We start from the raw sequence: 23482 nt of genomic DNA, 5'->3' as shown, positions 1-23482 counted from the left end.
TCTTGCATAATAGGCAAATTATTTTCCCGAAAGGAATATGAGGTGTGGCTGTTCGGGTGTCAAGCCAAAGATGATCTGAGGTCGTTGATTTGCAAGCAAATCGACACGGGGATCGTCCTCTGCGGCAGCCGGTCAGGCATATTCGGCACTCATGCGGACAAGGTCATCCCAGAGGCTTTCCGCAAAGCCGCGCAGCACCATGAGTTCGAAGGTCTCGGGTCCGGTGCGGGTCATGTGTACGGAGATATGGCCGATCAGCGTCGTCGCCGACTGGCCGACCGCCAGGGTTTCGATATGGACGGCCGTGCCCTTGGCAAGCACGTCGGCGACGGCCCGGCCGCTGATGCCGATGCGCACCCGGCCATGGCTCTGGTCGACCCCGAATGCGTGCGGCGCAAGCTTGGCGAACAGCGCCTGCATCTCGTCGACGGCGATAGGCTGGTCATCGACGATGAACCACTGGCCCGGGCCAGCAGTGCGCACGCCATGATCAGCCGAGCCGGCGAGCTCCCCGAGCATGGCGCCCAGATCCTCGCCGTCGGGCTTGCCCAGAATGTGGATGACCCGGCCCTCCGGCAGGGCCTGGAGCGAAATGGCGCCCTTTCGCGATGCGAATGCGGAAGTGACCGCAGGACGGTGGGCGATGCGGAAATCAGCCATGGAGCCTCTCATTTCCTGGATCGAAGAAGACCGGATCGCAAAGGCGAGCCGGGGTGAACTCATTGCGAATGCCGTTCCAGACCATCACTTCCTCGCCGTGACGGGACGGTCCTCGCTTGACGAGGGCAAGGCCGATGGTCGAGCCGACATGCGGTGAATAGGCGCTGGACGTCACATAGCCCTGGTCGTTCTCCAGCGTCGGCGCGGCATCCCTGGCCAGGATATGCGAGCCGGTGCGGAACGAATTTTTGGGGTCGAGCGGCACGACGCCGACCAGGCTCGGCCGGTCTTCCGCGATCAGCCCCTCGCGGTTCAACATCGCCTTGCCGATGAAATCCGATTTGGTGGCCGAGACCATCTTTGCGAAGCCGAGATCGGCGGGAATGACCGTGCCGTTGATTTCGTTATGCGTGACATGGCCCTTTTCGACGCGCAGCACGCTCAGCGCTTCGACGCCATAGGGCTGGATGCCGTGCTCCTCGCCGGCCTGCATCAGGGCATCGCCGACGCTTTCGCCATAGCCAGCGGGTACGGCCAGTTCGTAGGCCAGTTCACCGGAAAAGGAAATGCGGAACAACCGGCCGCGGATCTGGCCACCGAACAGCGAGACATCGCGTGCCGCCAGGAACGGAAAATTCGCGTCGGAGATATCGTCGTCGACAATCGCCTGGAGGATGATCCGCGCCTTCGGCCCGACCACCGACATCTGCGCCCATTGGTCGGTGACCGATGCGAGACGGACATCGAGAAGCGGCCAGAGTGCCTGCGCACAGAATTCCAGATGCGTCATGACGCTGGCGGCATAGGCCGTGGTGGTGGTCATGAAAAAGCGATCTTCCTCCAATCGGCTGGTGGTGCCGTCGTCATAGATGAAGCCGTCTTCGCGCAGCATCAGGCCGTAGCGAGCCTTGCCGACCGGCAATTTCAGGAAGGCATTGGAATAGACGCGGTTGAGGAATTCGGCGGCGTCCTTGCCGCAGATCTCGATTTTGCCGAGCATCGAGACGTCACAGATGCCGGCATTGCGCCGGACATTGAGCACTTCCCGGTCGACGCTCTCCCGCCAGTTGGTTTCTCCCTCCCTGGGGAACCAGGACGAGCGGTACCAGAGGCCGGTCTCGACGAAGACGGCGCCGTTCTTCTTCGCCCAGTCGTGCAGCGGAGATTTGCGCACCGGTTGGAAATGATGGCCGCTGGCAGAACCCGTCAGCGCACCGAAGGAGATCGGGGTGTAGAACGGCCGGAAGGTCGTCGTGCCGACATCAGCGGGCGACACGCCACGCGCCTCGGCCAACAGGCCGATGGCATTGACATTCGACAGCTTGCCCTGGTCGGTCGCCATGCCGTTGGTGGTGTAGCGCTTGGCAAGCTCGACATGACCGTAGCCCTCGCGAACCGCGAGGTCGAGATCTCTATGGTGCACGTCGTTCTGATAGTCGACGAAGGCCTTGCCCTTGACGCCGGGAATGGTCCAGAGCGGCTTTGTGGCGGGTGCGGCAATTTCGCCTTCGATCGCGCCGGCCGCAAAGGGCTCGCCTTTGAAGCCCAGTTCCGCGGCAAAGGCTGCCCCCTTGCCAGCACCGGCGGCAAAGCAGTCGGCGAGACTGACCGCTCCGGTCACCGAACCGGCGAGATCCAATCCTGCGAGATCCGACGGCGCCAGGAATGCCGCCTGCTCGTCTGACCAGTGCGGCTTGCCGCCGCGATGGCAGGCAAGATGGATGATCGGGCTGAAGCCTCCCGCCATAGCCAGCGCATCTGCAGAAATATCTTCCTTGGCGTTGCCTTTCGTGATGCGTATCGCACTCAGCGCCTTGCCGCCGCGGGCGTCCGAAACGACCGCGCCTCTGATCACCCGCGCCTTGCCGGAATAAGCGTATTTCGGGTCTGCGCGGCTATCGACGATGGCGGCGACGCCGACGCCTGCGGCTTCGAGATCATGCGCCAGCGCATAGCCGCTGTCATTGGTGGTAAACACTGCGGTGCTGCGCCCGGGGGCGACGCCGTATCGATTGAGATAGCTGCGCATGGCGCTCGCCATCATCACGCCCGGAATGTCATTGCCGCCGAAGACCAGGGGGCGTTCTTCGCCTCCCGCCGCAAGCAGGCCGCGTTTGGCTGCGATACGCCAAAGTCGCTCGACCGGACGGTTGGGTTCCGGCTCGCGAACATGTTTCTGCACCCGCTCGAGCGCACCAAAGACATTGCCATCATACCAGCCGAACACCGTCGTGCGGGTCATGACGCGAACATTGGGCAGGGATTCGAGTTCGTCGACAATGCGCCTGGCGAAGGCCTGCGCAGTCTCGCCGCCGATGGTCGCCGTTTCCGATAGAAGCGAGCCGCCCGCGGTCGAATGTTCGTCCACAAGGATCACGCGTGCACCGGCCCGGCCGGCGCTCAGCGCTGCGGCAAGGCCCGCGGGGCCAGCGCCAATCACCAGCAGGTCGCAATGTGCCCAGCACTTTTCGTAAGTGTCGGGATCGGCCTCGTACGTGGCCTTGCCAAGGCCAGCCGCCTTGCGGATGAATGGTTCGTAGAGCCTTTCCCAGAGGGCCGCCGGCCACATGAAAGTCTTGTAGTAGAAGCCGGCGATGAGGAACGGGCCAAGCAGGCTATTCAGCGCGCCGATATCGAAATCGAGTGACGGCCAGCGGTTCTGGCTCTTCGCCTCGAGGCCCCCGTAGAGTTCCTGCATGGTCGCGCGGGTGTTCGCCTCGGTGCGCCCGCCGCTGCCGATGGTCATCAGCGCATTGGGTTCGGCGGCTCCTGCGGTCAGGATACCGCGCGGACGATGATATTTGAAACTGCGGCCGACCAGCAGCCGTCCATTTGCCAGCAATGCGGAGGCCAGGCTGTCGCCGGCAAATCCCTTGAGCGGTGTGCCATCGAATGTGAACGACAGCGCCGACGCGCGGTCGATCAATCCGCCCTTTGCAAGACGATAGGAACTCATCGACCGCTCCCCCGTCCGACATTGGGCACGACATCGCGGCTGCCGGCGATGTCGTGGGTGGCCGTATCGCGGCTCACCACCAGCCAGCGGCGGCAGCCGGATGCGTGATGCCAATATTCCTCATAGGCGCCGCGCGGGTTGTCGCGCAGGTAGACATAATTCATCCAGGCCTCGCCTCCGGCATCCGGTTCTGGCCGGGAGAGCACGGCGCCCTTGATGGTGAATTCTTCTTTCGGTCTGGCGCCGCAATGCGGGCAGGGAACGAGACTTGCCATTTCCTTATATCCTCGGCCGGCGGTGTCAGTGAAGGTTGGGCTGGGCACCCTGGCCCTTTTCGTCGAGAATGTAGCCGCGTTCGAAACGATCGAGGCGGAAGGCTTTCGCCGTTTCATGCGGTGTGTCGCGCGCCAGGAGATAGGCGAAGCAGAAGCCGGAGGCGGGCGTCGCCTTGAAGCCGCCGTAACACCAGCCGGAATTGATGTAGAGATTTTGGATGGGTGCTTTGTCGATGATCGGCGAGCCGTCCATGCTCATGTCCATGATGCCGCCCCAGGAGCGCAGCACACTGACGCGCGAAATGCCGGGGATCATCGCCTTGCCGGCCTCCGCAACATGTTCGACGGTGGCGAGGTTCCCGCGCTGGGCATAGGAATTATAGCCGTCGATATCGCCGCCGAAGACCAGGCCACCCTTGTCGGACTGGGAGACGTAGAAATGCCCGGCGCCAAAGGTGACGACGCAGTCGATGAACGGCTTCAGGCCCTCGGTAACGAAAGCCTGCAGCACATGGCTTTCGAGCGGCAGCCGCATCCCGGCCATGGCTGCGACCTGTGACGAATTGCCGGCCGCGGCGAGCGCCAGCTTGCCGCAGCCGATAAAGCCGCGGCTCGTCTCGACACCAACAACCCTACCATTTTCCTGGCGGATGCCCGTGACCTCGCAGCCCTGGATGATGTCGACGCCCCGGCTGTCGGCGCCGCGGGCATAGCCCCAGGCCACGGCGTCGTGACGAACCGTGCCGCCGCGCCTCTGCAACAGGCCGCCCTGGATCGGAAACCGGGCATTGTCGTAGTCGAGAAAAGGCAACATCGTTCTGACGGCGGCGCGGTCCAGCAGTTCGGCATCGACGCCGTGCAGGCGCATGGCGTTTCCGCGCCGGGTAAAGGCGTCGCGCTGGGCATCGGAATGGTAGAGATTGAGCACGCCGCGCTGCGACACCATGGCGTTGAAATTGAAATCCTGCTCCAGTCCTTCCCAGAGCTTCATCGAAAGTTCGTAGAACGGGTTATTGCCCGGCAGGAGATAATTGGAGCGGATGATCGTCGTGTTGCGTCCGACATTGCCGGAGCCGACATAGTTTTTTTCCAATACGGCGACATTGGCGATGCCGTACTCCTTGGCAAGGTAATAAGCAGTCGCGAGACCGTGGCCGCCGCCACCGACGATGATCACATCGTATCGGGATTTGGGTTGCGGATCACGCCATGCCGGCTTCCAGGCCTTATTGCCGCGGATACCGTTCAGCAGGATTGAAAGGGCCGAATAGCGCATGCCAGCTGGTTCCTGATATCGATGTCATGCAGGCTATGCCGGGACAATATGGATCTCATTGCACAAAAGAGACGGATTGATATAGAATTGGGTCATGCAACTCGCCGACACGAAGAGCACCCAGGAGTTCGGCTTCCTGCTGCTGCCCAATTTCGCGCTGATGTCTTATGCGTCGGCGACGGAACCTCTTCGCGCCGCGAACCTTCTCGCCGGGCGAAACCTGTACAGAACGCTGCCCCTGTCGCTCGGTGGTGGCGCAGTCAGGAGTTCGAGTGGCGTCGAAATCGCCTGCGAGGACATGGGCAGCCAGGATTCGAATCTCCATACCGTCTTCGTCTGCGCCGGCGGCGGGCCGGCCGATTGGGCTGTGGCGGAGGCATGTTACGGTTCGTTGCGCCGGCTTTCGCGATTGGGTGTACGCATCGGCGGCATATCGAGCGGCTCGTTCGTGCTGGCTGCGGCGGGCCTGCTCGACAATCGCGACTTTACCATTCACTGGGAACATGCGCCGATCCTCAAGGAAGCTTTCCCGCGTCTCACGCCACGGCAGGCGCGCTATGTGCTCGACGGCGACCGGATCACGTGCGGCGGCGGCATCGCACCGCTCGATATGATGCATGCCTTGATCGCAGAACGGATGGGGTCGGTCTTTGCCCGGCGCGTCAGTGACTGGTACCTGCACACCGCGGTTGCCGAACCGTCCGCACCGCAGCGTGGCTCCTCCGCCGAACGTTTCGGGACGCATCATCCGGCCCTGCTCGCAGTACTCGAAAAGATGGAGGCGACGATCGAAAATCCGCTCGACCGCCGAACAATGGCGCGGCTGGCGGGTGTCAGCGAACGGCACCTTGATCGGCTGTTCAATACGCAGTTGCCTCGGGGATTTGTCTCCACCTACCGCATGATCCGGCTCGACCATGCGAGGAAGCTGCTCGAGCAGAGCCCGTTGTCGATTTCCGAAATCGCCTTTGCAGCCGGCTTTTCCAGCGCCTCGCATTTCTCCCGGGCTTACAAGGATCACTTCGGCATAAGACCGGGGTCGGCAAGAACCGGAGAAATCGATCGCGAGGTCTCTTCCCCGGCGGAAAAATCGCCTTGACGGGAGAAATTTATTCTTGGTGATTGATTTCTTGGAAGCCAGATGATGGGCGGTGTCGGTCCCATCACGATCGCCATGTCGATGGTCGACACCGTCATTATCACCCATCGCGCCGCGGGCAAATGCCGCCCAAATTTTGATGGGAATTCCCGCCGGACCGGGCTTGCCATCTCGCTAAAGGCGAATATAGTCAGGAAATAATTATTCCATATAAGAAAGAGGGAACGAGATGGCATTATCATGGCGTTTCTCCGCCTTGGCGGACCGGCACCGTGCTCTGGGATCGAAACTCGAGGACTGGAGCGGCATGGGAACCGCATGGTCCTATGACAAGGACATCTACGAGGAGCATATCGCGGTCCGCACCAAGGCGGGCCTGATGGATGTTTCGGGCTTGAAAAAGGTGCATCTGGTCGGTCCGCATGCGCTTGCGGTGCTGGACTACATCACCACGCGCGACGTTTCCAAACTTTATCCCGGCAAGTCGGTCTATGCCTGCATGCTGAGTGATCGCGGCATGTTCACCGATGACTGCATTGTCTATCGCAACGGCCCGAATTCCTGGATGCTCGTGCATGGCTCCGGCTCGGGCCACGAGGAGCTCGTCAAGCAGGCTGCCGGCCGCAATTGCGCCGTGCTGTTCGACGATGACCTGCACGACCTGTCGCTGCAGGGGCCGCTGGCGGTCGATTTCCTGGCAAAGCATGTCCCCGGCGTGCGCGACCTCAAATATTTCCATCACATGCAGACGACCCTGTTCGGTGCGCCGATCATGCTGTCGCGCACCGGCTATACCGGCGAGCGCGGCTACGAGATCTTCGTGCGCGGCCAGGATGCCGGCATGGTCTGGGATCGCATCCTCGACGAAGGCAAGGACATGGGCATCATCCCGTGCTGCTTCTCGGTGCTCGACATGCTGCGCGTTGAAAGCTACCTGCTCTTCTATCCCTACGACAATTCGCAGATGTATCCCTTTGCCGACCAGCCTCCGGGTGACTCGCTGTGGGAACTCGGCCTCGATTTCACCGTTAGCCCCGGCAAGACGGGCTTCCGAGGCGCCGAGGAGCATTACCGTCTCAAGGGCAAGGAACGCTTCAAGATTTTCGGCCTGCTGATCGAGGCCGACGGCCCGACCGATCTCGGCGACGAGGTCTATCAGGGCGACAGGAAGGTCGGGGTGATCACCTGTCCCAGCTATTCCAAGCTCACCAACCGTTCGATGGCCATCGCCCGCCTCGACGTCGATGTCGCCAAGCAGGGCACGCCGCTCGACGTGCGCGGCAAGAATGTTTCGGCCAAGGCGATCGCGCACACGATCACCTTCGACGATCCGGAAAAGAAGAAGCGGACGGCGATCGGCTGAGGAGCGCGCATCATGCTCGTTCAAGGAATCAAGAGCCGGCCGGTCTACGAGGGATTGATCATCGATCCCTATGCCAAGCGGCACATTTTCGCGCTCGAGGGGGAGGGCGCACTCGCCCTCCTCGAACAGAACCCAGCAAAAGAGGCGCTGGCGCGCAGCGAAATCCTCTATACGCCAGGTGCTTCGCGGGCCAGGGAGCATTTCTCCGCATTGACTGCGCTCAGTGCCGACCAGTGCTGGCAGGCACCCAGCATCGAGACATTGCTGTTCCGCCTGCGCGGCTCGCTCAACAATGCCTCGATGAGCACGCGCCTTTATATTTCCGGCACGGAAGGGTTCATCGGTCAGGCGCAGGCCATGGCGATCGATTTCGGCATGGACTTCCGCTCCATCCCGACCGAGCACCGTGGTTCACTGGCGCGCCGGGTGCAGTGCGTTCATTGCAAGGGCACGACCGACAATGTTACGGTCAGCCCGTTCACCTGCAGCCATTGTGGCTTGTCGCTCCTGGTCCGCGATCACTATTCCCGCCGGCTGGCGGCATTCCAGGGCGTCAACATCGATGCCGAAGAACCGGGCACCGCACCGGAACCGGAGGAATTGTTTACGTGAGCATCAATGCGGATATCCCGGTTCGCGTCGTAGAGGTCACCGACGTCACCGACAAGATCAAGCGCTTCCGTTTCGAGCGGACGGATGGCGGGGTCTTGCCGATCTTCTCCGCCGGCGCCCATGTCGTGGTCACCATGCAGGACGGCAGCCATCTCCGCCGCAATCCCTATTCGCTGATGTCGCCGCCGCACAAGCCCTCCTGCTTTGAGATCAGCGTCCTCAAGGTCGAGAATTCGCGCGGCGGGTCCGTCTTCATGCATGAAAAGGTGCGTGAAGGCGACCGTATGACGATCAGCCAGCCGGTCAATCTCTTTCCGGCCGACGCGCGCGGGCGCAAGCATATCCTGATCGCCGGCGGTATCGGCATCACGCCGTTCCTGGCGATGATGTCGCAGTTCCGCCGCAGCCATACGGAGTTCGAACTTCACTATGCCATGCGCTCGCGCGAGCATGGCGCCTATTGGCAGGTGCTGCTCGCCGAATACGGCCCGGAGCGCATCAAGCTCTATTTCGATGACGCGGGCGACCGCATCCCCCTCGTCCAGATTCTCGACAACCAGCCGCTCGGCACGCATTTCTACGTCTGCGGCCCCGCTGGCATGATCGACTACTGTCTTCGCACAGCCCGTGAGGCGGGTTGGCCGAAGGAAAATGTGCATTTCGAGCGCTTCCTGGCGCCTCCACCCGGCGAGACGTTTCAGGTCGAGCTGGTGCGCAGTGGCAAGACGGTCACGGTGGGCGACCACCAGAGCATTCTGGAGGCCGTCGAAGAAGCTGGTGTTGACGCGCCCTATATGTGCCGTGGCGGTGCCTGCGGCCAGTGTGAGACAGGCGTCGTTCACTGCGGCGGCACGTTGCAGCACAACGACATCTATCTGTCAGACGAGGAAAAGGCGAGCGGGCGCAAGATCATGGTTTGCGTCTCGCGCTTCAAAGGGCAGTCGCTGGCGCTCGATCTTTAGCCGGAAAAATGAAATAGGGGACCTTGCGAATGGCAATCGTGTTCAAACAAGAGACGTTTCGCGACGACTTCACCTATCGCAACAGTCCCGACAATATCAGGCGGTTTCCATTTCCCTTCGATCGTGACGAATACATGTATTCGGTCAACATGGAGCCGCATGTTCTCGGCGCCAGGAACACCGTCTACGAGAGCCTGATCGACGTCGACGAGCACTATGTCGCCGAAATGCACGACCGGGCGCTGGTGCTGAAGGAAGACCCGCTGCGCTGCCAGGCTCTGCCGCATATGATGACGGCGCAGTGGGATACGCTGGAACTCCTGATGGAGCAGCAGGCGGCGGGCTATCCCGAGCACTTCACGCTGATAAGGAATGGCGATCAGTGGCGCTGGATCAACCGGCCATTGGGCATCGACGACACCTTTACCTTTGGCGATCGCTCGACCCTTCCCTATGAGCCGATGGAATACATCACCCGGCAGGCGCAGGGCGATTTCTGCATTGTCGACCAGCGCGACGGCAATCTCTGGATGGACGCAGGCATGGTCACCACCCAAGCCGACTGGTCGCTCGATTTCGACATCGGCATGAACTTCATGGAATGGCATGGGCCTGTGCCGCTCGCCCACCAGATCGGCGTCTTCGACCGGGCGCTGAAGTTCCTGCTGAACCTGCAGCAGGGCAAGCCGGTCCGGCGCTTCAACTGGACCATGACCATCAATCCGCGGCTCGACACGAGCCCGGAAAACTATCCCAAATGGGGTACGGACCGCACGACGGTGACGCCTGACAATGTCGGTGAAAAGGTGCATCTGCGCGTCGAACTGCAGACGCTCTGGCGCCTTCCACGTTCCAACGCCATCCTGTTCGTTATCCGTTGCTATCTTATCAACATGAACGAGATTGCCACGGTGCCGAAATGGGGCCGCCGCCTGCCGCGCGTGCTGAAGACGCTGCCGCCGGAGCTCGTCGATTACAAGGGCCTGACGCGTTTCCGCGACATGACCGTCGAATGGCTGTCGAAATACGACGACGGGGCGCCGACCAGCCCGGGCATCTGGCCCGACTGACAGGCGCGCCGGAAGCAAACTCAGACAAGACCAATGTGGAGCATTTTATGACCAGAGTTGCAGTTATCGGCGCCGGCCCTTCCGGAACGGCGCAGTTGCGGGCGTTTCAATCCGCGGCCCAGAAGGGCGCCGAAATCCCGGAAGTCGTCTGCTTCGAGAAACAGGCGGATTGGGGTGGCCTGTGGAACTACACTTGGCGCACCGGCCTCGATGAATTCGGCGAGCCTGTCCATGGCAGCATGTACCGTTATCTCTGGTCGAACGGCCCCAAGGAATGCCTGGAATTTGCCGACTATACGTTCGAGGAACATTTCGGCAAACCGATCGCCTCCTATCCGCCGCGCGCCGTGCTCTGGGACTATATCAAGGGCCGCGTCGAGAAGGCGGATGTCAAGAAATGGGTGCGCTTCAACACGCCGGTGCGCATGGTCACCTATGATGACGCCAGCGGTAAGTTCACCGTCACGGCGCATGACCGCATCAAGGACCGCATGTATGACGAGGAATTCGACGATGTCATCGTCGCATCCGGCCATTTCTCGACCCCAAGCGTGCCCTATTTCGACGGCGTGGAGAGTTTCGGCGGCCGGGTCATGCATTCGCATGATTTCCGCGATGCGCTGGAATTCAAGGACCGGGACGTGCTGATCGTCGGTCGCAGCTATTCCGCCGAGGATATCGGCTCGCAATGCTGGAAATACGGCTGCAAGTCCGTGACAACAAGCTATCGCTCCAAGCCCATGGGTTTCAAATGGCCCGAGCGCTTCGAGGAGCGGCCGCTGCTCACCAAGCTTGCCGGCAAGACCGCCCACTTCAAGGACGGCTCGACCAAGGATGTCGACGTGCTCATTCTCTGCACCGGCTATCTGCACCATTTCCCGTTTTTGCCGGATTATTTGCGCCTGACGACCGGCAACCGGATGTGGTCGGACGGGCTCCACAAGGGTGTGGTTTCGATGAAGAATCCAAAGCTGTTCTTCATCGGCATGCAGGACCAGTTCTACACATTCAACATGTTCGATGCCCAAGCCTGGTATGTCCGCGACATCATTCTCGGCCGTGTCAAGCTGCCGCCGGAAGCCGAACTGAAAGCGGATTTCGACAAATGGCGCGCCCGCGAGGAGACATTGGAGGATGCCGAGCAGATGATCTGGTTCCAGGGCGACTATGTCCAGGAACTGATCGATGCCACCGACTATCCTTCGTTCGACATCCAGGCGACCAACAAGACCTTCATGGAATGGGAGCATCACAAGGGCGAGAACATAATGGGCTTCCGCGACAATGCCTACCGCTCGCTGATGACCGGCACCATGTCGCCCAAGCACCATACGCCATGGCTTGATGAACTCGACGATTCCATGGAAGCCTATCTGCGGAATTGAGTACCATAACGATAAGCGTTCGACGGAGCCCGCGTAGGCCGCCTGCTCCTCTTTCCCGTTGAGGAAAGAGGAGCCAAGCCTCCGCCATCCTGCGTGCCAAACGCCTGGAATGCACCCTTTCCCGCACAAATGCGTGCGGAGAGTAAGGTTTTATTATTCATATTCAGCAACACTCATCCGGATGAGGTCGTGATCGATGCGAGCCGAAGCCATGGATTTTCAAGACAGTGTTCTTGGCCGCATGAACGGTTTCCTCTATCGGTGCCGTGCTGATGAAAATTACACCATGCTGGAGATGACCGACGGCGTCGCCCGCGTCTTCGGTTATCCGGCCGACGAGATTCTCGGCAATCGTGTCCGTACCTTCACCTCGATCATGTGCGAGGAAGATGTCCCGCGCATGGACGAACTGGTCGGCAAGGCTCTCGAGAACAAATCGGACTGGACGATGGAATATCGTATCCGCCACCAGAAGGGCCATTATATCTGGGTGACGGAAACCGGCGGCGGCGTCTGGGGTGACGATGGCAACCTGCTCTATCTCGAAGGCAGCATCATCAATATCGAATCCTTCTATCAGCGCCTCGATGCACAGACGGCAGAAATGCGCATTACCGCCTCCAAGACCTCGGAAATCCTGCACTCACTACGCTATCTGAAGCTTCTGGCCGTCAATGCCGGCATCGAAGCCGCCCGCGCCGGCGCCGCCGGCCAGGGATTTGCGGTGCTTGCGAGTGAGATGCGGGCGCTGGCGAACGATTCGGAGGCCGTGGCGCGGGCCATAACGGCTGCCCAGCGCAAGGTGGGCTGATCAGGTCAGCTCCGAGGCCGGGTCTTCTGCGGGTCGTAGTGCGAGAGCGATACCACCGTTGCCGGCAGGCGCTTCTGCTGGCCGTCGAGTTTGCCGATCTCGACTTCGGTTCCGGGCGTCGCATAGAGGACATCGACACGCGCCAGTGCGATCGTCTTCTTCAGGATCGGCGAACGCGTGCCGCTGGTGACCACGCCGACCTGGGCGCGGCCGATATGGATGCAGTCGCCATGGCCGACAGGATCGTTGGCCGCGATATCGAGCCCGACCAGCACCTGGCGCGGATTTTCCTTGCGCTTGATCAGCGCTTCGCGGCCGATGAAATCATCGGACTTAGATTTGAGAGGCACGGTAAAGCCAATGCCGGCTTCGAACGGATCGGTCTGGTCGCTGAACTCGTAATTGGCGAAGATCAGCCCTGCCTCGATACGCAGCATGTCGAGTGCCGCCAGTCCCATCGGCTTCAGCCCGTGCGGTTCGCCGGCTTTCCAGACGGCGTCGAACACGGCAACCGCATCCTTGGGATGACAGAAGATCTCGTAGCCCAGTTCACCCGTATAGCCGGTACGGGAAACCACCACCGGCGCGCCGTTGAAATCGCCGATACGGCCGACGGCAAAACGGAACCATTCGAGGTCGGCCAGCGCAGTCTGCTTGGCCGGGGTCCAGATGATCTCATTGAGGATGTCGCGGCTCTTCGGCCCCTGCACGGCGATATTGTGCAATTGGTCGGTCGATGAACGGACCCAGGCATGGTAGCCCATCTTCTCCGCCTGCTGGCGCAGCCAGATGCCGCTGAAATCGTCGCCACCGATCCAGCGGAAATTGTTGTCGCCGAGCCTGAACAGCGTTCCGTCGTCGATCATGCCGCCATGCTCGTAGCACATCGCCGAGTAGACGACCTGTCCCACCGACAGTTTTCGCACGTCGCGCGTCAGGCAATGTTGCAGCAACGCCTCTGCATCCGGCCCCGTGACTTCGAATTTGCGCAGCGGAGAGAGATCGATCAGCGCCGCCGCCTCGCGGCAGGCCCAGTATTCCGCGGTCGGACCGTGGCCGGCAAAGCTGTTCGGCAGCCAGTAGCCGCGATATTCGACATAGTCGCGGGTCATCGCCGACAAACGTGGATGGAAGGCGGTTTCGCGGGTCAGTTCGGCATCGGCATCTGGGGTCATTCGGTAAGCCACCGCTCGTGTGAACTTTTCGGCACCGGAGAAGGTGCGCACATGGATATCGGTCGGATTCCAACCGTTGGCAGCGTCGATGTCGTCGGGGCAGGAGGACGACACGCAGACGAGATCGGTCAGCGCCCGCATGAGCACATAGTCGCCCGGCCGCGACCAGGGCTCGTCGAGATAGAGCTGATTGTTGTGGTCGATCCGCGTATTGTAGAAATAATTGAGCGCCTCCCAACCCTTGCGCGGCGCAATGCCGTAAGGATCCAGGGCGGCATTGAAATTATCCGTGCAGTTGACATGGCCCGGATAACCCATGTCGTCATAGTAACGGGAATTGCACGCTGTTGCGAAGGCGTCGTGGCGGCCGACCGTATCCTGGACGATCTCGACCAGAGGCTCGAAATCGCGGTCGAAGGCTTTCGACGGCAGGCCAGGTATCGGATAGCTGCGGCCAATCAGGGTGCGGGTGACGGTGGAATCGAGCGCGAGATCAAGCCCCTTGTCGACCTTGCGGGCGGCAAAGGCCTGGAAATCGGTGCATTGCCGGCCAGAGACGTCGATGACCTGGATGAATTCGCCGGCGCGCACGAAATAGGCCGAAGCCGTCGCTGCCCTGATACGGATGTCTTCTATCGGATCCGCTAGCGGTTCAGGCAGTGCAGACGCATAGTCAAGCCGAATGGTGGTTCGCCTTATCCTCACCTCGATGGGCGTCGCGGTGTCCTGCGTTTCGGGCGACATCGCGGTTGCCGGCGCGCAGGCGATCAGAAGGCCCTTGACGGCGATGGTGAATTCCGCCGTGCTGCCTGCCGGTGACGACGCGCCGAAGATGCGCAACGCTGCCGCGGACGCCGGATCGGCGCCGCGCCTTTCCAGTGCAGCACGCAGGCGCGCCGCAGTTTCATCGGGAGATGAAAGAATGGCTTTCAGGCCTGCTGCCTCGCCGGTGAAGGCAGTGCCCAGTCCGGCAGATTGAAAGCGGCCCTTCTCATCCACGAAGGTCAGCTCGCAGACCTGGCCGCCCTCGCTGTCGGTGACTGAAACATGATCGCCGGGCTCGACGCGCAGAAGGAGCGACCCACCACCTTTGCAGCGATAGCGTTCGGTGTCGCGCGGCAATGCCAAGACACCCGGATAGCGCATGATGCTCGCTGGTACGGGCCGAATTCCTGACAGTGGCGGGTTGGGATCTCTCACAATGAGCCTCTCGGGAACGACACACGACAGAACACCAAAATCATGCTGACAAAACGGTGCGGAAAAGTAAAGGGATGTTGACTAAAAAGAAAATATCTTGACTATGCATAAAGGGCGTACCGGTTGGAATCGCGCGTAGACGCGGCAGGTGAAAAGTGCCGGCAAGCCCGGAATATTCGGGGAGCACGTTCAGGGAATAAGACGAGAAAACGTCCGGAACAAAATGGGGAACTTCACCAATGACGGATATTGTGGATGCCGGCGTTCCCGCTGGTACAGAAGGTAAGCTTATACGCGCACTTGATTGGAAGGGCGCGTTCTGGGTGGCCGCGGGCGTGCCGCCGCTTGTTCTTTTCTCGATCGGCGGCATAGCAGGGACGACGGGCAAGCTCGCCTTCGTCGTCTGGATCATCTCGATGATCATGGGGTTTCTGCAGTCCTTTACCTATGCGGAAATCGCCGGGATGTTCGGCAACAAATCAGGCGGCGCCTCGGTCTATGGCGCGACGGCATGGCTGCGCTACTCGAAATTCGTCGCGCCGCTTTCGGTCTGGTGCAATTGGTTCGCCTGGTCGCCGGTATTGTCGCTCGGTTGCGCTATCGCGGCTGGCTACATCCTCAATGCCTTCTTCCCCATTCCGGCAGCGGATTCGCAAGCGGTGCTGAGCTGGATCACCGCCCATGCCACGTCCATCGCTGACAATAGTCCCCGTGTTACCGAATATATTGCGGCTCATGCCGGCACGTCGCCTGCCGACGCCGTCAAGGCACTGCTGAGTGCCGATGGCGTTGCGGCGCTTACGCCCGCGATACGCAACTGGTCGCTTGTCAGCTTCGGTATTCCCTACCTCGCGACCGCCAACATCAATGCGACCTTCTTCATCGGCGGCATTCTGATGCTGATCATCTTCGCCATTCAGCATCGCGGCATTTCCGAGACGGCGAGCGTGCAGAAGTGGCTCGCCATCATCGTCATGGTGCCGCTGCTCATCATCGGCGTCTACCCCATCATCAGCGGCCAGATCATTGCGGCAAACGTGACCGGCCTGGTGCCGCCGACCGGAGCCTATGCCGCCACCGACGGTTCCTGGACCAATGGCGGTTGGACGCTCTTCCTCGGCGGCCTCTATATCGCGGCGTGGTCGACCTACGGCTTCGAAACGGCCGTCTGCTATACGCGGGAACTGAAAAATCCGAAGACGGATACTTTCAAGGCGATCTTCTATTCCGGGCTCGCCTGCTGCCTGTTCTTCTTCCTCGTGCCCTTCGCTTTCCAGGGCGTGCTTGGTCATGCCGGCATGCTGGCGCCCGGCATCGTCGATGGCACGGGCGTCGGCGAGGCGCTTGGCGGTCTCATCGGTGCCGGCCGGGTCGTCACCCAACTGCTCGTCATCCTGATGATCCTGGCGCTGTTCCTGGCGATCATGACCGCCATGGCAGGGTCGTCGCGCACGCTCTACCAGGGCTCGAAGGACGGTTGGCTGCCGAAATATCTCGACCATGTGAACGAGAACGGTGCGCCTACCAGGGCGATGTGGACGGACTTCGCCTTCAATCTCTTCCTTCTTGCCATCGCATCGGACGCCAGCGGCTACTTCTTCGTGCTGGCCGTGTCGAATGTCGGTTACATCATCTTCAACTTCCTCAACCTCAATTCCGGCTGGATTCATCGCGTGGATTCGGGTCACGTCGAGCGTCCGTGGAAGGCGCCCTCCTGGCTCATCGGCCTGAATACCATCCTTGCCTTCGTCAATGCGCTTTTCCTCGGCGCCGGAGCCAAGGTCTGGGGCTATGCGAACGCTCTCTGGATCGGTTTTGCCTTCGCGGCTCTCATTCTGCCTGTATTCGCCTACAGGCACTATGTCCGCGACGGCGGCAAGTTCCCGGACGGGGCCATGGATGACCTCGGACTGGTTGGCCAGGATATGGGTGTCAAGAAGGCCGGCTTCTTACCCTATCTGGCGCTGGTGGCTGGCGTTGCCGTCGTACTGATCGGCAATTGGGCCTTCCAACTGCCCGCATAGCGGTGGCTGGAACCCGACCGGCAATTCCCATCTAGGGACAAAGGTGGGAGTTGCCTGAGCAGACGGACGGCATTTCCCCAATGGGACAATGCAGCCGATTCATCGGTAAAGCAGGGGGACGATCGGCCGCCGCGGTGACAGATCTTCCCTCGCGCCTCTTTGTGGTGATCTGTTCTCGGGCCGTTGCGAAATCGACAAGGGGCTCAGTTCGACCAGCCGGCTCGCCTGGGCCAACCGGATATCGTTACCGGCTGCAGGTGACCATTCCTTAGATGGATCGAGGACAATCGGCTGATGTGTCAAGGCTCCGTCAGGCGCCCGGTCTCTCCCGGCAGGATTTTCGTTACAGTTGAGAAAATTTCACTGGGAGGATAGGGTCTCATCGGCAGACCTTGCCCTGCAAAAAGGATATCGAATGAAAACCAAGGCGGTCAAAATACCGGACGATACGCACCCACATGGTAAAAGCCCGGCTTTGTCGCAGGACCCGCACGCGGTTCGCGAGCCGAAGGAAAACAATCTTGAAATGGCGATCGGTCATGAGGTCCGGGCCTATCGTAAGAAGCTCGGGATCACGGTCACAGACCTCGCTGCCGCCACCGGAATTTCGCTCGGAATGCTTTCGAAGATCGAGAACGGCATGATCTCGCCGTCGCTGACAACGCTGCAGTCGCTATCGAAAGCATTGGGGGTGCCGTTATCGGCCTTCTTCCGCCGCTATGAGGAGCCGCACAATGCCGTATTCGTCAAGTCCGGCCAGGGTGTTGAGCTTGAGCGCCGCGGTACGCGCGCTGGCCATCAATACAATCTGCTCGGCCACATCGACAACAATTCGACAGGCGTCACCGTCGAGCCCTATCTCATAACATTGACGGCAGATTCCGATGTCTTTCCGACGTTTCAGCATGAGGGAATGGAGTTCCTCTACATGCTCGAAGGCGAGGTGGTCTATCGTCATGGCGATCAGCTTTATTCCATGCAGCCCGGCGACAGTCTGTTCTTCGATGCGGATGCCCCGCACGGGCCAGAGGTTCTTGTGAAGCTGCCCGCGCGATATCTGTCGATCATTAGCTATCCGCAACGCGGAAAGTCGAAATAACTTGCCTTACAAGAAAAAAATATTCTTGAGGTTGAAAAACCACTGGAGACCTGATAGCCATTTTTAAGACACGAAGACGGAGGGTTAGCTCATGTGCGGTATTGTCGGATTGTTCCTGAAAGATCGAAGCCTTGAACCGCAGCTTGGTCAGCTGCTTTCGGACATGCTTGTCACCATGACTGACCGCGGGCCGGATTCCGCCGGTATCGCGATCTATGGAGGCGCGGCCAGCGGCAGAGCGAAAGTGACCGTCCAGTCAGCCGATCCGACCGCCGATTTTTCCGGCCTTGCTGAAGCGCTGAAGGAAAATGGCGTCGAAGCCTCGGTCACGGAAAAAAGCACCCACGCGGTGCTGGATATTCCCTTCGAAAAGCTGGATGGGATTCGTGCCATCCTGGCGGCCGTCCGTCCGAACATCCGGATCATGGGATCGGGCGAAAGCGTCGAGATCTACAAGGAAGTCGGCCTGCCCAAGGATGTCGTCACGCGCTTCGCCGTGCGGGCCATGGCCGGCACGCATGGCATCGGCCATACCCGCATGGCGACGGAATCGGCGGTCACGACGCTTGGCGCCCATCCGTTCTCGACCGGCAGTGATCAATGCCTGGTACACAACGGCTCGCTTTCCAACCACAACAATTTGCGTCGCGAACTGGTGCGTGAAGGCATGACCTTCGAGACGCAGAACGATACGGAAGTTGCCGCCGCCTACCTGACCGCCGAAATGGCCAAGGGCAAGAATCTCGGCGAGGCGCTGACCGGCGCGCTCGACGATCTCGACGGCTTCTTCACCTTCGTCGTCGGCACCAAGTCGGGTTTCGGCGTCGTCCGCGATCCGATCGCCTGCAAGCCAGCCGTCATGGCCGAGACGGATCAGTATGTCGCCTTCGGCTCCGAATACCGCGCGCTCGTCAATCTGCCCGGCATCGACAATGCCCGCGTCTGGGAGCCGGAACCCGCCACCGTCTATTTCTGGGATCACGCCAAGGCTGCCTGACGGGCACCGGGAAAGTGACGCCGGCTTTCCGTCCGGCGTCGTGACATCAACGAGGATTCAATGCCGACATTCGACCTTTCCAAAACGCCTTTGCGCGAACTCAACAGCGCGCTCCACGGATTGCCGGCGGGCACCAATGACACCAGTTTCGAAGTCATCAACCCGCGCGGCAGCCATGCGGTCGCCGTCGGCATCGACAGCCCGCTCAGCGTCACCGTCAAGGGTTCCGTCGGCTATTATTGCGCCGGCATGAACGATGGCGGCACGATCACGGTCAAGGGGTCGGCTGGCCCCGGTGTTGCGGAGAACATGATGTCCGGCACGGTGATCATCGAAGGCGACGCCAGCCAATATGCCGGCGCCACCGGTCGCGGCGGCCTCTTGGTCATCAGGGGCAATGCAGCTTCGCGCTGCGGCATTTCGATGAAGGGCATCGACATCGTCGTCCATGGCAATATCGGCCATATGTCGGCCTTCATGGGCCAGTCCGGCCATCTCGTGGTTCTGGGCGACGCCGGCGATGCGCTGGGCGACTCGCTCTATGAGGCCAAGCTCTTCGTGCGCGGTTCAGTCAAAAGCCTGGGCGCGGACTGCATCGAGAAGGAGATGCGCCCGGAGCATCTCGAAAAGCTTGCAGATCTTCTCGAAAAGGCCGGCGTCACGCACACCAGGCCGGAGGAGTTCAAGCGCTACGGCTCGTCCCGCAAGCTCTACAACTTCAACATCGATAACGCCGACGCATATTGAGGCGGGGAAACTCCATGTCCTATCACAATCCCTATACTCCGCCGCGCAAGTCCGCGACCTTCGACGACTATACGCTGGCAGAGATTCGCCGTGCGGCCGCGACCGGCATCTACGACATCCGTGGCGCCGGCACCAAGCGCAAGGTGCCGCATTTCGACGACCTCCTGTTTCTCGGGGCATCGATCTCGCGCTATCCGCTCGAGGGCTATCGCGAGAAATGCGATACGACGGTGACGCTCGGCGCCCGCTTCGCCAAGAAGCCGATCACGCTCAAGACGCCGATCACGATTGCCGGCATGTCGTTCGGTGCGCTTTCGGGCAATGCCAAGGAAGCGCTCGGCCGCGGCGCCACCATTGCCGGCACCTCGACCACAACAGGCGATGGCGGCATGACCGATGAAGAGCGCGGCCATTCGCAGACACTGGTCTATCAGTACCTGCCGTCACGCTATGGCATGAATCCCAAGGACCTGCGCCGTGCCGACGCTATCGAGGTCGTCGTCGGCCAGGGCGCCAAGCCCGGTGGCGGCGGCATGCTGCTCGGCCAGAAGATCTCCGATCGCGTTGCCAATATGCGCAACTTGCCCAAGGGCATCGACCAGCGCTCGGCCTGCCGCCATCCCGACTGGACCGGCCCGGACGATCTCGAAATCAAGATCATGGAACTGCGCGAGATCACCGACTGGGAAAAGCCGATCTATGTGAAGGTCGGCGGTGCGCGGCCCTATTACGACACGGCGCTTGCGGTGAAGGCCGGCGCTGATGTCGTGGTGCTCGACGGCATGCAGGGCGGCACGGCGGCCACGCAGGATGTCTTTATCGAAAATGTCGGCATGCCGACGCTGGCCTGTATCCGCCCGGCCGTCCAGGCGCTGCAGGAACTCGGCATGCACCGCAAGGTGCAACTGATCATTTCGGGCGGCATCCGCTCGGGCGCCGATGTCGCCAAAGCGCTGGCACTCGGCGCCGATGCAGTGGCGATCGGCACGGCGGCCCTGGTCGCCATCGGCGATAACGATCCGCGCTGGGAAGAGGAATACCAGAAGCTCGGCACCACGGCCGGCGCCTATGACGATTGGCACGAGGGCAAGGATCCGGCCGGCATCACCACCCAGGATCCTGAACTGATGCAGCGGCTCGATCCGATTGCTGCCGGCCGTCGGCTGGCCAACTATCTCAAGGTCATGACGCTGGAAGCGCAAACGATCGCGCGCGCCTGCGGCAAGAACCATCTCCACAATCTGGAACCGGAAGATCTCTGCGCGCTGACGATGGAGGCTGCCGCCATGGCCCAGGTGCCGCTGGCCGGCACGAATTGGTATCCGGGCAGGGGGAGCTTCTGACGTGAGAACCAACCGGGCGGCGTTTGCCTGACACGCACTTGATGAGGCGTATGCCGGCGATCGTCGACCCATGCGAATTCGGTCCGCACCGAGCACTGGTGCGGCCCTTTTGAATGAAGGGGCAAAAGCCCCACTGGCAAAGAATGGGGAACTACGAATGACTGACAATCTCGAGGCCTGGGCCAAGGAACGCGGCGTCAAATATTTCATGATCAGCTATACCGATCTCTTCGGAGGCCAGCGCGCCAAGCTGGTGCCGACAGCTGCGATCGCCGGCATGCAGAAGGACGGTGCGGGCTTTGCCGGCTTTGCCACATGGCTGGACCTGACGCCGGCGCATCCGGACCTCTTTGCCATTCCCGATGCATCCTCGGTCATCCAGCTTCCCTGGAAAAAGGAAGTCGCCTGGGTGGCTGCGGATTGCACGATGGAAGACAAGCCCGTCGACCAGGCGCCGCGCGTTCTCTTGAAGAATTTGATCAAGGAAGCGGCAGACGAGGGATATCGCGTCAAGACCGGCGTCGAAGCGGAGTTTTTCCTGATCAACTCGGACGGCACCGCGATATCGGATGAATTCGATGCCGCGGAAAAGCCCTGCTATGATCAGCAGGCCGTGATGCGGCGATACGATGTGATTGCCGAAATCTGCGACTATATGCTCGAACTCGGCTGGAACCCCTATCAGAACGATCATGAGGACGCCAACGGCCAGTTTGAAATGAACTGGGAGTTCGATGACGCGCTGGCGACCGCCGACAAGCATTCCTTCTTCAAGTTCATGGTCAAGTCGATCGCCGAAAAGCATGGATTGCGCGCCACGTTCATGCCGAAGCCGTTCAAAGGCCTGACCGGCAATGGCTGCCATTGCCACATTTCGGTGTGGAGCACGGATGGCGCCAACAATGCCTTCGCCGACAAGGCAGCCGATTTCGGCCTGTCGCAGAAAGGTCGCAACTTCCTCGGCGGCATCATGAAACATGCCTCGGCGCTTGCCGCGATCACCAATCCGACCGTCAATTCCTATAAGCGCATCAATGYACCGCGAACGATCTCCGGTGCAACATGGGCGCCGAATTCCGTCACCTGGACCGGCAACAACCGCACGCACATGGTACGCGTGCCCGGACCTGGCCGTTTCGAATTGCGCCTGCCCGACGGGGCGGTGAACCCCTATCTGCTGCAGGCGATCATTATTGCCGCCGGCTTGTCGGGGCTGCGCAGCAAGGCCGATCCGGGCCGCCACTACGATATCGATATGTACAAAGACGGTCACACAGTCACCGGCGCACCGAAACTTCCGCTCAACCTTCTCGACGCTCTGCGTGAATACGAGAAGGATGAGGACCTCCGGGCGGCGATGGGCCTTGGTTTCTCCGCGGCCTACCTCAAGCTGAAGCACAATGAGTGGAACGCTTACGCGGCCCATTTCACGGCCTGGGAACGCGAGTCGACGCTCGACATCTGAGGCCAAGAGGACACGCCTCATCGACTGCTGTCTCCCGAAAGGGTCTCCGGCTTCGGGAGACATGCGCAAAACAAAGAACAGTTTTGCTGCAAGAGACGATGCGGATCTCGATGTCCGACGATCTTGCCGGTTAAGTGTTGGGCATGCGGGCCTGCTCGACATTGGCTGGGAATACCGCGCCATGCATCGGCTATCGGTTCACTGTCACCCGAAACTCCGGCTTCACATAAAGCTCCAGCACCTTGTCGATCACATAGCCGACGAAAAAGTCGTGGTTCCAGCCCAGGCATTGGGTGATCTGCTGCCAGGAGGGCGGGGAGGCGAGCATGTAGATGAAGCAGGCGGCCTCGACAATGTCTGTGCCGTCCTTGACATGGCCCTCCGCCTCGATGCGCTTGAGAAAAACCTTCTCGATCGTGTCGCGCAAATCCTTCATCCGCGCCTGCAGCGCGTCGCGGGCATCGTCGTCGGTCAGCGAGGCGGAATAGAGCGCCAGGAGCAGCGGGCCGGCTGTCGGCAGGGAATTGAGCCAGACCTTCAGCATCGCTACCAGGCTTTCCACGCCAGAGACGTCAGGAAGACCGTTGAACAGGACATCGGCGCCCTCAAGCTGCCGGTCGTTGAACTGTGCCACCTCGAACAGCAGATTGGTACGACTTTGGAAATGCCAGTAGACGGCCTGCCGGGTGAGACTGGCGGCCTTGGCGATCTTCGTCATCGTCAGACCGGCAATGCCCTCGTTTCTGGCCATCGACCAGGCGGCCTCGACGATCGCCTGATGCGACATCTCTTTCGCGCTCTTCTGCATTTGTCATTTGTAAAATACTTTGGTGATTTCTTCAATATGCCGGATAGTTCATGTTTTACATACGTAAAGTATTATCAACAGCAAAATGAGACGGTGAAAATCGGGCGGAGACCCGGCGCCGGGCGCATCCCCGGCGTCCTGTTGGCTGCGATTTC

The 23482-nt window shown here is 60.7% G+C and carries 19 protein-coding genes; 13 read left to right on the top strand and 6 right to left on the bottom strand.

All coding sequences use genetic code 11. The features are described 5' to 3' along the window. Positions 1-132: 132 nt before the first annotated feature. The 4 genes from AC1D06_RS23020 to AC1D06_RS23005 are packed head-to-tail and all read right to left on the bottom strand — an operon-like array spanning position 133 to position 5167. On the bottom strand, positions 133-660 hold the full coding sequence (locus tag AC1D06_RS23020) for a sarcosine oxidase subunit gamma family protein (RefSeq protein WP_477988129.1): 528 nt from the start codon (positions 658-660) through the stop codon (positions 133-135). Further along, the gene (locus tag AC1D06_RS23015; RefSeq protein WP_477988128.1) at positions 653-3616 is read right to left on the bottom strand and encodes a sarcosine oxidase subunit alpha; all 2964 of its coding nucleotides are present in this window, start codon (positions 3614-3616) and stop codon (positions 653-655) included. Before AC1D06_RS23015 ends, AC1D06_RS23020 begins: the two co-directional genes overlap by 8 nt. Then, entirely contained in the window at positions 3613-3891 is a 279-nt protein-coding gene (locus tag AC1D06_RS23010) for a sarcosine oxidase subunit delta (protein WP_477988127.1), read from the bottom strand. The genes AC1D06_RS23015 and AC1D06_RS23010 overlap by 4 nt, the downstream gene beginning before the upstream one ends. Positions 3892-3916: 25 nt before the next feature. Further along, positions 3917-5167 (bottom strand): sarcosine oxidase subunit beta family protein, encoded by a 1251-nt coding sequence (locus AC1D06_RS23005; RefSeq protein ID WP_477988126.1) that lies wholly within the window; start codon positions 5165-5167, stop codon positions 3917-3919. 94 nt (positions 5168-5261) lie between these two features. Here AC1D06_RS23005 and AC1D06_RS23000 point away from each other — a divergent pair, with 94 nt between their 5' ends. The 7 genes from AC1D06_RS23000 (at position 5262) to AC1D06_RS22970 (ending at position 12469) form a co-directional block, all read left to right on the top strand. Then, positions 5262-6266 (top strand): GlxA family transcriptional regulator, encoded by a 1005-nt coding sequence (locus AC1D06_RS23000; RefSeq protein WP_477988125.1) that lies wholly within the window; start codon positions 5262-5264, stop codon positions 6264-6266. Between the two features lie 229 nt (positions 6267-6495). Beyond that, on the top strand, positions 6496-7629 hold the full coding sequence (locus tag AC1D06_RS22995; RefSeq protein ID WP_477876326.1) for an aminomethyl transferase family protein: 1134 nt from the start codon (positions 6496-6498) through the stop codon (positions 7627-7629). Positions 7630-7641: 12 nt separating this feature from the next. Continuing rightward, positions 7642-8241 (top strand): dimethylamine monooxygenase subunit DmmA family protein, encoded by a 600-nt coding sequence (locus tag AC1D06_RS22990; protein ID WP_477988123.1) that lies wholly within the window; start codon positions 7642-7644, stop codon positions 8239-8241. Then, complete coding sequence (locus AC1D06_RS22985) at positions 8238-9203, top strand: PDR/VanB family oxidoreductase (protein WP_477988122.1); 966 nt, start codon at positions 8238-8240, stop codon at positions 9201-9203. Before AC1D06_RS22990 ends, AC1D06_RS22985 begins: the two co-directional genes overlap by 4 nt. A gap of 29 nt (positions 9204-9232) precedes the next feature. After that, positions 9233-10273, top strand: coding sequence for a heme-dependent oxidative N-demethylase family protein (locus AC1D06_RS22980; protein WP_477988121.1), 1041 nt, complete (start codon positions 9233-9235; stop codon positions 10271-10273). A gap of 47 nt (positions 10274-10320) precedes the next feature. Continuing rightward, positions 10321-11658, top strand: a complete 1338-nt coding sequence (locus tag AC1D06_RS22975; protein WP_477988120.1) for an NAD(P)-binding domain-containing protein — start codon at positions 10321-10323, stop codon at positions 11656-11658. A gap of 211 nt (positions 11659-11869) precedes the next feature. Then, on the top strand, positions 11870-12469 hold the full coding sequence (locus AC1D06_RS22970) for a PAS domain-containing protein (protein ID WP_477988119.1): 600 nt from the start codon (positions 11870-11872) through the stop codon (positions 12467-12469). Between the two features lie 5 nt (positions 12470-12474). On the opposite strand, the gene AC1D06_RS22965 is transcribed toward AC1D06_RS22970, so the two are convergent. Beyond that, positions 12475-14790, bottom strand: coding sequence for a DUF1989 domain-containing protein (locus tag AC1D06_RS22965; protein ID WP_477988118.1), 2316 nt, complete (start codon positions 14788-14790; stop codon positions 12475-12477). Positions 14791-15083: 293 nt separating this feature from the next. Between AC1D06_RS22965 and AC1D06_RS22960 the strand changes: the two genes are divergently transcribed. The 6 genes from AC1D06_RS22960 to glnT all read left to right on the top strand — a co-directional run bounded on the left by AC1D06_RS22960 (position 15084) and on the right by glnT (position 22519). Continuing rightward, positions 15084-16868, top strand: a complete 1785-nt coding sequence (locus AC1D06_RS22960) for an APC family permease (RefSeq protein ID WP_477876333.1) — start codon at positions 15084-15086, stop codon at positions 16866-16868. A 415-nt stretch (positions 16869-17283) separates the two neighbouring features. Beyond that, entirely contained in the window at positions 17284-17967 is a 684-nt protein-coding gene (locus AC1D06_RS22955) for a helix-turn-helix domain-containing protein (protein WP_477988117.1), read from the top strand. Positions 17968-18058: 91 nt separating this feature from the next. Then, on the top strand, positions 18059-18964 hold the full coding sequence (locus AC1D06_RS22950; protein ID WP_477988116.1) for a class II glutamine amidotransferase: 906 nt from the start codon (positions 18059-18061) through the stop codon (positions 18962-18964). Positions 18965-19024: 60 nt separating this feature from the next. Next, positions 19025-19711, top strand: coding sequence for a GltB/FmdC/FwdC-like GXGXG domain-containing protein (locus AC1D06_RS22945; protein ID WP_477988115.1), 687 nt, complete (start codon positions 19025-19027; stop codon positions 19709-19711). A gap of 14 nt (positions 19712-19725) precedes the next feature. After that, the gene (locus tag AC1D06_RS22940) at positions 19726-21054 is read left to right on the top strand and encodes an FMN-binding glutamate synthase family protein (protein WP_477876337.1); all 1329 of its coding nucleotides are present in this window, start codon (positions 19726-19728) and stop codon (positions 21052-21054) included. Between the two features lie 157 nt (positions 21055-21211). After that, positions 21212-22519, top strand: a complete 1308-nt coding sequence (gene glnT, locus AC1D06_RS22935; RefSeq protein ID WP_477988114.1) for a type III glutamate--ammonia ligase — start codon at positions 21212-21214, stop codon at positions 22517-22519. A 190-nt stretch (positions 22520-22709) separates the two neighbouring features. Here glnT and AC1D06_RS22930 read toward each other — a convergent pair whose 3' ends face one another. Next, the gene (locus tag AC1D06_RS22930; RefSeq protein ID WP_477988113.1) at positions 22710-23327 is read right to left on the bottom strand and encodes a TetR/AcrR family transcriptional regulator; all 618 of its coding nucleotides are present in this window, start codon (positions 23325-23327) and stop codon (positions 22710-22712) included. Between the last annotated feature and the right edge of the window lie 155 nt (positions 23328-23482).

The sequence above is a fragment of the Rhizobium sp. P2_G2 genome (assembly GCF_056403555.1).
Note: the sequence above shows the minus strand (reverse complement) of the source record. Positions and strands in the feature narration are given on the sequence as shown.

What these genes read in the sequence shown, in the direction of transcription:
- AC1D06_RS22990 (WP_477988123.1), top strand. Translation starts at nt 7,642, where the DNA reads ATGCTCGTTCAAGGAATCAAGAGCCGGCCGGTCTACGAGGGATTGATC.
- AC1D06_RS22940 (WP_477876337.1), top strand. Translation starts at nt 19,726, where the DNA reads ATGTCCTATCACAATCCCTATACTCCGCCGCGCAAGTCCGCGACCTTC.
- AC1D06_RS23020 (WP_477988129.1), bottom strand. Translation starts at nt 660, where the DNA reads ATGGCTGATTTCCGCATCGCCCACCGTCCTGCGGTCACTTCCGCATTC.
- AC1D06_RS22950 (WP_477988116.1), top strand. Translation starts at nt 18,059, where the DNA reads ATGTGCGGTATTGTCGGATTGTTCCTGAAAGATCGAAGCCTTGAACCG.
- AC1D06_RS22945 (WP_477988115.1), top strand. Translation starts at nt 19,025, where the DNA reads ATGCCGACATTCGACCTTTCCAAAACGCCTTTGCGCGAACTCAACAGC.
- AC1D06_RS23010 (WP_477988127.1), bottom strand. Translation starts at nt 3,891, where the DNA reads ATGGCAAGTCTCGTTCCCTGCCCGCATTGCGGCGCCAGACCGAAAGAA.
- AC1D06_RS22960 (WP_477876333.1), top strand. Translation starts at nt 15,084, where the DNA reads ATGACGGATATTGTGGATGCCGGCGTTCCCGCTGGTACAGAAGGTAAG.
- AC1D06_RS23005 (WP_477988126.1), bottom strand. Translation starts at nt 5,167, where the DNA reads ATGCGCTATTCGGCCCTTTCAATCCTGCTGAACGGTATCCGCGGCAAT.
- AC1D06_RS22930 (WP_477988113.1), bottom strand. Translation starts at nt 23,327, where the DNA reads ATGCAGAAGAGCGCGAAAGAGATGTCGCATCAGGCGATCGTCGAGGCC.
- AC1D06_RS22980 (WP_477988121.1), top strand. Translation starts at nt 9,233, where the DNA reads ATGGCAATCGTGTTCAAACAAGAGACGTTTCGCGACGACTTCACCTAT.
- AC1D06_RS22975 (WP_477988120.1), top strand. Translation starts at nt 10,321, where the DNA reads ATGACCAGAGTTGCAGTTATCGGCGCCGGCCCTTCCGGAACGGCGCAG.
- AC1D06_RS22965 (WP_477988118.1), bottom strand. Translation starts at nt 14,790, where the DNA reads ATGCGCTATCCGGGTGTCTTGGCATTGCCGCGCGACACCGAACGCTAT.
- AC1D06_RS22970 (WP_477988119.1), top strand. Translation starts at nt 11,870, where the DNA reads ATGGATTTTCAAGACAGTGTTCTTGGCCGCATGAACGGTTTCCTCTAT.
- AC1D06_RS22995 (WP_477876326.1), top strand. Translation starts at nt 6,496, where the DNA reads ATGGCATTATCATGGCGTTTCTCCGCCTTGGCGGACCGGCACCGTGCT.
- AC1D06_RS23000 (WP_477988125.1), top strand. Translation starts at nt 5,262, where the DNA reads ATGCAACTCGCCGACACGAAGAGCACCCAGGAGTTCGGCTTCCTGCTG.
- AC1D06_RS22955 (WP_477988117.1), top strand. Translation starts at nt 17,284, where the DNA reads ATGAAAACCAAGGCGGTCAAAATACCGGACGATACGCACCCACATGGT.
- AC1D06_RS23015 (WP_477988128.1), bottom strand. Translation starts at nt 3,616, where the DNA reads ATGAGTTCCTATCGTCTTGCAAAGGGCGGATTGATCGACCGCGCGTCG.